A 10,611-nucleotide genomic window follows, 5' to 3' on the forward strand; every position below is an offset into this window, starting at 1 on the left:
TCGAACATACGTTCTAGTCAGGTAGCGCGACACGCAGGTCAGCCATATCGGTATGGTGTGGCGATGCTGCTCTCCGACCGCGACCTGGTCTCCGAGATCAAGGCGGGCACCCTCGCGCTGGAGCCTTTCGAGCCCACCTTGGTGCAGCCCTCCAGCATCGACGTACGCCTGGACAAGTTGTTCCGGGTCTTCAACAACCACCTCTACACCCACATCGACCCGGCGACCCGGCAGGACGACCTGACCTCCCCGGTGGAGGTGCCCGACGGCGAGCCCTTCGTGCTGCACCCGGGCGAGTTCGTGCTCGCCTCCACCCTGGAGGTCATCTCCCTGGGTGACCAGCTCGCCGGTCGACTGGAGGGCAAGTCAAGCCTGGGTCGGCTGGGTCTGCTCACCCACTCCACCGCGGGCTTCATCGACCCCGGCTTCTCCGGGCACGTCACGCTGGAGCTGTCCAACGTGGCGAACCTGCCGATCACCCTCTGGCCCGGCATGAAGATCGGTCAGCTCTGCATCTTCCGGCTCTCCTCGCCGGCCGAGCACCCGTACGGGTCGGCCGTCTACGGTTCCCGCTACCAGGGCCAGCGCGGCCCGACCCCGAGCCGGGCCTGGCAGAACTGGCGCACCTGGCCGACCCGCTGACCTCAGCCGGGCCGACCGAAGCTGTGGACGGGGCTGCTCTCCATCCGTTTCATCTTCACCGGCTGACCGGCGCGGGAGGCGTGCACCACCCAGCCGTCGCCGACGTACATGCCGACATGGTGCAGATCCCGGTAGTAGAAGACCAGGTCACCCGGGCGTAGGGCGCTACGGGCTACCGACCGGGTCACCTGACGCTGCCGGGCCGCGTTGTGCGGCAGGGCCACCCCGGCCCGCGCCCACGCGGCGAGCATCAGACCGGAGCAGTCGTACGCGTAGGGTCCCTCAGCACCCCAGGAGTACGGCTTGCCGATCTGGGCGCAGGCGAACTTCACCGCCACCCCGGCCGCCCCGCCCGGATAGTCGGCCGGACAGGGCGCGGGCCGCAGCGGGCCGCCACCACCCCGGCCGTACGCCCGCAGTCGCAGCCGCTGCAACCGGTCGATCTCGGCGTCGATCTGGCGTCGCTTCCCCGCGAGTGCGACCTCCGTCCGGGTCAACTCGCCGATGGCCACGTCCAGCCGGGCCTTGGCGGCGGCGAGTTCGTCGCGTAGCGCGGCAGCCTGTCGTACGGCCTGCTGCTGGTGGTGGGCGTACCGGTCGAGCAGGCCGATCTGCTCCACGGCCTCGCCGGGGGATCTGCTGCCCAACAGCGCGTTGACGGCACCGACAGTGTCACCCATGTACGCCCGTGCCGCCAGGGCGCCTACCTGGCTCATCGCCTCGTCGACCTGGCGCTGGAGGGGGGCGATGCGGGCGGCCAGGGAGTCCGCCTCCCGGCGCTTGCCGGCCAGATCCTGCCGGGTGGCGTTGTGCCGTTCGATGAGTGGTTCCAGCCGGTTCCAGTCCGCGTCGATCCGGCGCTCGATGGCGTCGACGGACGGGTCGGCGTGGGCCGCCGTGGCGCCGCCGGTGAGGATGACGGCGGTCGCGGACAGGGCGGCTAGTGCGGTGGTGCAGCGGTACCAGTGAGATCGCGGCGCAGCCGTCACCGGGCCGGGCGTCATCGCCCGGGGGGACGGTGGCCGCGGGGCATGGTGTGCCACCGGGCTCCCAACTCCTTCTTCCCCATACCGCCTACCGGGTTAGCTGACGGGTTCGGGCGGGAAGGGGGCGCCCTACCGCGCGGATCGCGGATTCACCCCGGGTACCTGGGTCCCCGGCTCGCACAGGCGACTCGGCGGTGTCGGACCGTCACCGCCCCGGCTGGGCGGAACTGCCATCGGGCCGACAAGTGCCCAGCTTAGGGACGACCTCCGTCGATACACAACAGATCCACGCCGTGACGCAGGGTGTCCAGATCCGACATAGGGCAGGGCCCCCGATCTCTTGACCGGGGGCCCTGCCGATGTTCCTGTGCGGTCCCTCAGCCGGGTCGGCGGAAGCCGGCGATCGGCATGGTGGTGATCGGAGAGACGTTCACGGGTTTACCCGCTCTGGGTGCGTGCACCATCAGATTGTTGCCCAGATAGAGGCCGACGTGACTGAGGTCACTGCGGAAGAAGACCAGATCGCCGGGGCGGGCATCGGCCCGGGAGATGGCCTTGCCCTCGTTCCACTGCGCACCGGTGAAGTGCGTCAGGTAGATGCCGGCGGCCTTGTAGGCGTACTGGGTGAGGCCGGAGCAGTCGAACGAGTTCGGGCCGGTGGCACCCCAGACGTACGGCTTGCCGACCTGGGCGCAGGCCACCTTGATGGCGGTCCGGGCCGCCGCGCTGACCACCCCGTTGATGGTCGGGCAGTTGGTGGTCTTGACCGTGGTCACCGGCAGGGACCGCTCAAGCTGCTTGATCTTGGTGTCGATCTGCTTCTTCTTCGCCGCCAGCTGCTTTTCCTTGGTTTCCTGGTCGGCGATCAGCGCGTCGAGCTTGGCCTTCTGGTCGTCGTACTTCTTGCGGACCTTCATCACGCCCTCAAGCTGCTGCCGCTCGTACGCGGCCAGCCGCTCCAGCAGGGCCATCTGCTCGCCCAGCATGTCCGGCTTGGCGTTCAGCAGCACCGCCCCGAGTTCCTGGGAGGGCCCGTTGACGTAGTACCGGGAGGCCAGGTCGGCCACCCGGTTCATGGCCAGCTCGGCCTCCAGGGCCAGGGGCTGGATCTTCTTCTGCAGGTCGCTGGCCTTCTTGCGGTTGACCTTCAGCTGCGACCGCACCTTGTTGTACTGCTCGATGGTGGGCTCAAGCTGCTGCCACTGCTTGTCGATCTGGCGCTCGATCTCCTCCACGGAGGGTTCCGCGTACGCGGGGGCGGCGATCAGGCCGGCACCGACCGCGGCGGCGGCCACCAGCACGACCAGGCGGTGCGCAGCTCTCCGTAGGCCACCTGGACGACGCGGCCATCCGGGCACAGGACGATGGAGGGGCATGGTTGCCACCGACAGCGACTCCTTTGCAGCCGACCGCCGGGCGTCCCGCGAGCGGTTGAGGGGCGAGACAGACGACCCGCGGCGGTCGGTGCCCAACATTAGGGAAGGCGCGGTGTGGAATCAAGGCGACCAACGGTCGATTCACGTTTGCGCAACCAACCGCACACAAAGGGTGTCGATCATTTCGTTATAGTCACGCACGTCAATTAGAAAAATGAGGTACGGCGGGCCACATCGGCCCGCCGTACCTCGTACGGTCACGTGCTGGTCAGCCGGCGACCGGCTCGCTCTCCTCGACGCCCCGACCCTGCTCGGGCCGGACCGACCGCAGTAGGACGCTCGCCACATCGACCACCTCGACCTGCTCGCCGGCGCCCTTGCCGTTCACCCCGTCGGTGAGCATCGTCGAGCAGAACGGGCAGCCGACCGCGATGGTCCGCGCCCCGGTCGACATGGCCTCCTCGACCCGGTCCACGTTGATCCGCTTGCCGATCCGCTCCTCCATCCACATCCGGGCGCCACCGGCACCGCAGCAGAAGGAACGCTCACTGTTCCGCGGCATCTCGGTGATCTCGGCGCTTACCGCGCTACCCAGCACCTCGCGCGGCGGGGTGAAGATCCGGTTGTGCCGCCCCAGGTAGCACGGGTCGTGGTAGGTGACCCCGCCGTCGACCGGCTGCACCGGGGTGAGCTTGCCGGTGGCGACCAGGTGGGCCAGCAACTGGGTGTGGTGCACCACCTCGAACTCCCCGCCGAGCTGGCCGTACTCGTTGCCCAGGGTGTTGAAGCAGTGCGGGCAGGTCGCGACGATCTTGCGCTTGGCCTTCTCGCGGCCCTCGAAGGCCTCGTTGAGGGTCTCCACGTTCTGCTGGGCGAGCATCTGGAAGACGAACTCGTTGCCGATCCGGCGGGCCGGGTCACCCGAGCAGGTCTCGCCCTCACCGAGGATGGCGAAGGAGACCCCGGCCTCGTTCAGCAGGGTGGCCACCGCCCGGGTGGTCTTCTTGGCCCGGTCCTCGAAGGCACCGGCACAACCCACCCAGAACAGGTACTCGAAGTCCTCCACCTCGCCGACCCGGGGAACCTCGAAGTCCAGACCCTTGGTCCAGTCCTCCCGGGTGTTCTGCGGGGCACCCCAGGGGTTGCCCTTGTTCTCCAGGTTGCGCAGCATCACCCCGGCCTCGGAGGGGAAGCTGGACTCGATGAGCACCTGGTAACGCCGCATGTCGACGATGTGGTCGATGTGCTCGATGTCCACCGGGCACTGTTCGACGCAGGCGCCGCAGGTGGTGCAGGACCAGAGCACGTCCGGGTCGATCACACCGCCGGCCTCGGCGTCGCCGATCAGGGGCTTGTCCGCCTCGGCCAGGGCCAGCACGTCTAGGTGGGCCAACTGGGCCGCGGTGGCCTTCTCCTCACCGGTGAGGTCCTTGCCGCCACCGGCCAGCAGGTAGGGCGCCTTGGCGTACGCGTGGTCGCGCAGGCTCAGCACCAGCAGCTTCGGCGACAGCGGCTTGCCGGTGTTCCAGGCCGGGCACTGCGACTGGCACCGGCCGCACTCCGTGCAGGTGCTGAAGTCCAGCAGGCCCTTCCAGGTGAACTGCTCGACGTGGGCCACCCCGAACTGGTCGGACTCGGGGTCGGCCTCCTCGAAGTCCAGCGGCTTGCCGTCGCTCATCATCGGCCGCAGGGCACCGAGACCGGAGCCGGCCGATCCGGGCTTGCGCTTGAAGAAGATGTTGGGGAAGGCCAGGAAGCGGTGCCAGGCCACGCCCATGGTGACGTTCAGCGAGATCACGATGAGCCAGGTCATCGAGATCGCGATCTTGATCAGGGCGGCCACGCTGACCCCGGACTCCCAGTCCGGCAGCACCGAGCCGACCGCGTGGCTGAGCGGGGTGGCCCAGGTCGGGTACTCGAAGTGGTCCGTGGCCACCTTGAAGCCCCGGATCAGGAAACCCATGATCAGTACGGCGAGGACGATCGCCTCGACGAAGTAGCCCTGCCACATCGTCGACCCGGTGAACCGCGACCGGCGACCGGCCCGGTTCGGCCGGTTGGCCACCCGGATGCCGATCAGCACCAGGATCCCGACGATGCCGAGGATGCCGATCCACTCGGTGACCAGACCGTAGAGCGCCCACCCGCCGACCAGGGGCAGCCCACCGGTCGGGGAGACCACCTCGAAGTAGGCCTCAAGCACCAGCAGCGACAGCACGATGAAGCCGACCATCACCACCCAGTGCGCCGCGCCCACCACACTCCAGCGCAGCATCCGGGTGTGCCCGGCGGTCTCCGCGAGCATGGTCTTGGTACGGCCGGCCTTGTCACCGAACCGGGACGGGTCGGGCTGACCCAGCCGGATCACGGCCGTCATCTGCATGACCGCGCGTACCGCAAGCCACACCGCGACAGCGGTGATGGCGGCCGCGAGGATCGTGGTGACGATCTGGACGCTGCCCATCGAGTTGGCCTCCCGGTCTGCTGCCTGGCGAGCGGCTAGGCGACCGGAGCCCGGGTCATAGGTGCGTACGCGATCTCAACCGCTGCCGCACCTGGAACCGGACCCGCCGATGACCTTCCCGCTCGGTCATGCAGTGCAGCCTACGCGCAAGGTTACCCAGCAGTAACGTGAGTCTTCTCGCACCTGGGCCGCGCCGCCCTGCGCACACCTTAGGAGGCGATCGCAGCAGCCGCACGGCCGGGGCTCGACACGTCACCGACCGTAGTCGGAGGACCCAGGGGTCAGCGCCAGCGGGAAAGCAGGATCAGGGAGCCGACCATGGCGCCGAAACCCACCGCCAGGTTCCAGTACCCCAACTCCATGACGGGGTACTCCTGCTCGGAGAGGTAGTAGACCACCAACCAACCGATGCCGAAGACGATCAGGGACACGGCGGTGACCGGCAGCCAGATCGGGCTGGGCTTACGCGTCGCCGCTGTCGCCGTCGGGCGGACGTCCGTGGGCGGGGTGTACACCTTCTTCTTACGGACCTGAGACTTGGGCACGACGCTCTCCAGAGGGGTTACGACCTCGTCCGGCCTGCAACCGGGCGCGAGGGCGACGGTCCATGGCCAATAATGTTCGAGAGCTAGCGTAGTCCGGAAGCCCCGCTCAATCCACGAATGGGGCCAGACCCGTTGCCGGACGCCCCGGCAGCGGACGGCGGAACAAGGGCCGTCACGACCGTACGGGTACGGTCGCCGGAGCCGAGGACAGGGGGAGACGGTCGTGGAGTACACGTCCGGCGCGGCCTCGTGGCAGAAGGTGCTGCGACGCCTCGTCGCCGGCCTGCTGCGGCGTGGACGGCGGCGACGTCCTGGCTGGTCAATCGGGGTACCGCTGATCGCCGCCGCTGCTGGCCTGCTCTTCACCACCACGGCTACCACCGCCGGCGGAACCGCCCTGCGCGAGGACCGCCGCCCTCAGCTCACCGAGTTGATCGAGGGCCGCAGGGACCGGGTTGCCGCCAACGAGCAACTGGCCGCGACCCTGCGCCGGGAGGTGGAAAATCGTACGAACGACCTGGCCAACTCGGACACTCCGATCAAGGAACAGCAGGAGCGGGCCGCCGAGAACCTGACCGCGGCCGGCTTCACCGCCCTCACCGGGCCCGGGTTGACTGTCGAACTCGACGACGCCCCACAGCTCAGCAAGCTCCCCGAGGGAGCCAGCAACGACGACCTCGTCGTACACCAGGGCGATGTGCAGGCGGTGGTGAACGCGCTCTGGGCCGGCGGCGCGGAGGCCATGTCAATCATGAATGTCCGCGTTCTGGCTACCAGCGCGGTACGCTGCGTGGGTAACACCCTGCTGCTGCATGGCCGGGTGTACTCCCCACCTTTCAAGATCGTGGCAATTGGCGATCCCGGCGCGCTTCGGCAGGCCCTCGCCGCTTCCGAGGGAGTCCGGTGGTTCAGGAACGCGGTGGAAAACTACCAACTCGGATACTCCGAGCACGCCTCCACGGTCACCGTGCCCGCATTCGAGGATTCCACCACTCTGCGTTCGGCGACCGTGCCGGAGTGAGGCCCTCATGAGCAAGCGGATCGCCGAGCAGAGGGCCGGGGCCGAAGCGCCGTCATGAGTGAGCGTCCCCAAGGTCGACACCACGACCAGGCTGACGAGGCCACCGCCTTCCTGCCTAGGATCGAACGCACCGAGCCGACCCCGCCGCCCCCGGTCCGCCCGGCTGGTGCCTGGCCCGATCCGATGCCGCCGCGTCCGTCCACCCCGGCGCGCAGCGAGGGCGCGGCGCAGGTCACCGGAGTACCCCTGCCCTCCGGGCAGCCGGACATTCCGGTCGGGCCGACCCCGTGGCGGACGGCCTTCGAGCCCAGCCGCCCCACCGACCAGGGCACCCAGCGCAGCCAGCCGCCGACCGGGCAGCAGCACCAGCGTCAGCCACCCCCAGCCGCGCAGCAGGACCGCCAGTCACCGCCGACCGGGCCGGGCTTCGGACCACCGGCACCGGCCGGGCCTCGGGCGGTACCGCCACCGCAGGCCCCGCCACAATCCCAGGCCCCACCGCCCGGGTACCGCTCCCCGGTGGAGGTACCCGCCGCCCACCAGCAGCCCCCCAGCGGTACGCCGGCGCCGCAGCGCCCCCAGAGCGGCCCATCGGCACCGCAGGGCCCGCAGCCGCCCATCGGCCACCAACGGCCCACCACGCCGTACCGCCCCGACGAGGGTGGCGCTCCGCAGCGTCCCGCCCAGGACCCGGCTGGTTGGTCTGCCGAGGGCCCGACCGCCCTGATCCCCAAGATCCAAGACTCTGCCACCGGCCCGACCCCGCCAGGGTCCCACCAGCGGCCCGGCGCACCGTCGAACCACCCGGCAGGACCCCACCAGCAGTCCGGCCCGGTGCCGGCGGGGCCTCAAGCGGCGGACCAGCAGCGAGCGGCTCGGAGCGGGCAGCCGCCGCAGAACGGACCGAACGGGACCGATGAGGCGGCCACCGCCCTGATTCCGGCCGTCAACGGCGTACGGCCGGGGGCTCCGCCCGCGACGGACTCGACCGCCCTGATGGGTGCGGTGCCCCGGCCACCGAAGGTCGACCAGCCCGAGGGTGCCGACCAGCCCAGCGAGCCGCCCAAGCCTCGTCGGGGCGACCGGGTGGTGCAGTTGCGACCGGAGCAGACCGGCGAGGGCTACAAGAGCGTCTACTCCGAGCTGACCCGGCCCTCCTTCTGGTCCCGGCTCCGCACCGGCCTGCGGTTCGGTGGCGAACTGCTGATCACCTTCGGCCTGGTGGTGTTGCTCTTCGCCGGGTACGAGATCTGGGGTAAGTCCGCGATCGTGGACGCCCATCAGGACGAGTTGAGCCAGCAGTTGGCCCAGGCCTGGGCACCGGAGACCGACCCTACGGTCGCTGCCCCGGCCAGTCCGTCCGCCTCCGCCTCACCCAAGCCGCCGGTGCAGGGCAAGCCCATCGCCGGTCTCTACATTCCGAAGTTCGACAAGGAATGGGTAGTGGTGGAGGGCGTGACCCAGAAGGACATCCGGTACGCCCCGGGCCATTATCCGGACAGCGCCCTGCCGGGTCAGGTGGGCAACTTCTCCGTCGCCGGGCACCGCAACCGGGCCACCTTCTGGCGGCTGGACGAGCTTCGCAAGGGCGATCCGATCGTCGTCCAGGACCGCGACCAGTGGTACGTCTACCAGGTGACCGAGAATCTGATCGTCAAGCCGCACCAGGTCGAGGTGGTGGCCCCGGTTCCCGGGCGACCCGGGGCGAAGCCGACGAAGAAGATGCTCACCCTGACCACCTGCAACCCGAAGTTCGACAACTACGAGCGCCTGATCATCCATGCGGAGTTGACGCGTACCCAGTCCAAGGACCAGGGGCGCCCGGCTGAGCTGGGGACCTGATGTACGCCTGGATCTGGCGCAAGCTGCCCTTCGGACTGCCCGGCAAGCTCATCGGCAGTCTGCTGCTGGTGACCACGGCGGTGGCCCTGCTCTGGTACGTGGTCTTCCCCTGGGCCGGACCGCTGCTCCCCTTCACCGGCGAGGACGTGCAGGTCACCCAGCAGGACTCCGAGATACCGGGTGCCCCGGGTGAGGTGGAGCCCGGCACCGAACCCGGCGAGGAGGCCCCGCCGGGCGACGAACACGACCTGCCGTACGACACCGAACGGAACAACACCCCACCCCCTGACGAGGACGAGTGAGACCGATGCGCGTCCTGGTGATCGACAACTACGATTCCTTCGTTTTCAACCTGGTCCAGTACCTCGGCCAACTCGGCGTGGACTGCGAGGTACGGCGCAACGACGAGATCGACCTGGCCGAGGTGGGTCGACTCGGCCGGGCCGGGGTGCTGCTCTCGCCCGGTCCGGGTAGCCCGGATCGCGCCGGCATCTGCCTGGAGGTCATCCGCGAGTACGCCGGCAAGCTGCCCATCTTCGGGGTCTGCCTGGGCCACCAGGCGATCGGTGAGGCGTTCGGTGCCACCGTCACTCGGGCCCCGGAGCTGCTGCACGGCAAGACCTCGCAGGTCCACCACGACAACTCCGGGGTCCTCGCCGGGCTGCCCGACCCGTTCACCGCTACCCGTTACCACTCCCTGGCGGTGCTCCGCGAGACCCTGCCGGAGGAGTTGGAGGTCACCGGCTGGACCGAGTCCGGCATCGTGATGGCTATGCGGCACCGCACCCTGCCGATTGAGGGCGTCCAGTTCCACCCCGAGTCGGTGCTCACCGAGGGCGGCCACCTGATGTTGGCCAACTGGCTGGCCACCTGTGGTCACCGGGAGGCGTTGGACCGCGCCCCGGAACTGGCCGCCGAGGTCGACGCCCGCCGCCTGGCCGCCTTCGCCACCAGCTGAGCAGCACGGCCGGGGTCAGCCGAGAGGGCGGGAAGATCCGCCGCGGCGTGGTCTACGGCCGACCAGGCCCATCTGCCGCTCTCAGCGGGTCAGCGCGTCCCTGACCCCGGGGTGCGCCGGGGAGTCGACTGCGGCGGGGCGGTTCCGGATCGCGTCCCAGGCGGCCTTGCCGCTGGCGAAGTAGTCCCGTACCGCCTTCTCCGCCAGCAGCCCCGCCCCGCAGCCGGAGCAGCGGGCCGGCACCCCGTCGGCCTCCACACCGAGTTGCCGGCAGAGGGTCACCGCCCGGGACAGGTGGTAGGACTGGGTCACGATCAGGGCCCGCTGCACCCCGTACACCTCCCGGGCCCGGCGGCAGCTGTCGTAGGTGTCCAGGCCGTAGGGGTCGGCGACGACCCGCTGCGGATCGACCCCCAGCCGCTCGGTGAGGTGTGCGGTCATCGCCGCAGTCTCGTCACCGGAGGCCCCGTTCCCGTCGCCCGAGACGAGTACGACCCGGGCCCGTTGCCGGTGTATCAGCTCGGCGGCGGTCTCCAGCCGGCCCGCCAACCGGATGCCCGGCTGACGTCCTTCCTCGGTAACCGCCGTACCCAGGACGATCACGACCTCCACGGCCGGGGCCTCGTCGACGGCATGACGGTGGCCGTACGCGGTGGCGGTCGTCCACATCCAGGGCAGGCTGGTGAGCAGGAGGACGATCAGCCCCAGGAGGGCCACCCGGCGCACGAGTCGCCGCCGACTCACCCCGCCCATCGGCGACTCATCCGGCTTGTCGGG

The 10,611-nt window shown here is 69.7% G+C and carries 10 protein-coding genes and 1 riboswitch; of the genes, 5 read left to right on the plus strand and 5 right to left on the minus strand.

Annotated elements, in window-relative coordinates; translation table 11 throughout:
* Positions 1 to 63 precede the first annotated feature (63 nt).
* Complete coding sequence (gene dcd / locus OIE53_RS22250; RefSeq protein WP_013730777.1) at positions 64 to 642, plus strand: dCTP deaminase; 579 nt, start codon at positions 64 to 66, stop codon at positions 640 to 642.
* Between the two features lie 2 nt (positions 643 to 644).
* On the opposite strand, the gene OIE53_RS22255 is transcribed toward dcd, so the two are convergent.
* The 4 genes from OIE53_RS22255 to OIE53_RS22270 all read right to left on the minus strand — a co-directional run bounded on the left by OIE53_RS22255 (position 645) and on the right by OIE53_RS22270 (position 6,013).
* Entirely contained in the window at positions 645 to 1,631 is a 987-nt protein-coding gene (locus OIE53_RS22255) for an NlpC/P60 family protein (RefSeq protein WP_327023450.1), read from the minus strand.
* A 67-nt stretch (positions 1,632 to 1,698) separates the two neighbouring features.
* A riboswitch (cyclic di-AMP (ydaO/yuaA leader) is annotated at positions 1,699 to 1,832 on the minus strand.
* Between the two features lie 173 nt (positions 1,833 to 2,005).
* Positions 2,006 to 3,019: a C40 family peptidase gene (locus OIE53_RS22260; protein WP_442791407.1), complete on the minus strand. Its 1,014-nt coding sequence runs from the start codon at positions 3,017 to 3,019 to the stop codon at positions 2,006 to 2,008.
* Between the two features lie 253 nt (positions 3,020 to 3,272).
* Positions 3,273 to 5,468 carry a (Fe-S)-binding protein gene (locus tag OIE53_RS22265; RefSeq protein ID WP_327023451.1) on the minus strand — a complete coding sequence of 732 codons (2,196 nt, stop codon included), beginning with the start codon at positions 5,466 to 5,468 and terminating at the stop codon, positions 3,273 to 3,275.
* A 281-nt stretch (positions 5,469 to 5,749) separates the two neighbouring features.
* Entirely contained in the window at positions 5,750 to 6,013 is a 264-nt protein-coding gene (locus tag OIE53_RS22270) for a cell division protein CrgA (RefSeq protein WP_327023452.1), read from the minus strand.
* A gap of 223 nt (positions 6,014 to 6,236) precedes the next feature.
* Between OIE53_RS22270 and OIE53_RS22275 the strand changes: the two genes are divergently transcribed.
* From OIE53_RS22275 to OIE53_RS22290, 4 genes are read left to right on the plus strand one after another with little or no spacing between them, the layout of a single operon-like run.
* Complete coding sequence (locus OIE53_RS22275) at positions 6,237 to 7,034, plus strand: DUF881 domain-containing protein (RefSeq protein ID WP_327023453.1); 798 nt, start codon at positions 6,237 to 6,239, stop codon at positions 7,032 to 7,034.
* A gap of 54 nt (positions 7,035 to 7,088) precedes the next feature.
* A complete protein-coding gene (locus tag OIE53_RS22280; protein ID WP_327023454.1) occupies positions 7,089 to 8,876 on the plus strand; it encodes a class E sortase in 1,788 nt (595 codons plus the stop codon).
* The gene (locus OIE53_RS22285) at positions 8,876 to 9,178 is read left to right on the plus strand and encodes a hypothetical protein (protein ID WP_327023455.1); all 303 of its coding nucleotides are present in this window, start codon (positions 8,876 to 8,878) and stop codon (positions 9,176 to 9,178) included. Before OIE53_RS22280 ends, OIE53_RS22285 begins: the two co-directional genes overlap by 1 nt.
* Positions 9,179 to 9,183: 5 nt before the next feature.
* A complete protein-coding gene (locus OIE53_RS22290) occupies positions 9,184 to 9,834 on the plus strand; it encodes an aminodeoxychorismate/anthranilate synthase component II (protein ID WP_327023456.1) in 651 nt (216 codons plus the stop codon).
* An 81-nt stretch (positions 9,835 to 9,915) separates the two neighbouring features.
* Here the strand turns inward: OIE53_RS22290 and OIE53_RS22295 are convergent, their stop codons facing one another.
* Positions 9,916 to 10,587, minus strand: coding sequence for a SanA/YdcF family protein (locus OIE53_RS22295; protein WP_327023457.1), 672 nt, complete (start codon positions 10,585 to 10,587; stop codon positions 9,916 to 9,918).
* Between the last annotated feature and the right edge of the window lie 24 nt (positions 10,588 to 10,611).

It is taken from the genome of Micromonospora sp. NBC_01739 (genome assembly GCF_035920385.1).
Taxonomy (GTDB): Bacteria; Actinomycetota; Actinomycetes; order Mycobacteriales; family Micromonosporaceae; genus Micromonospora.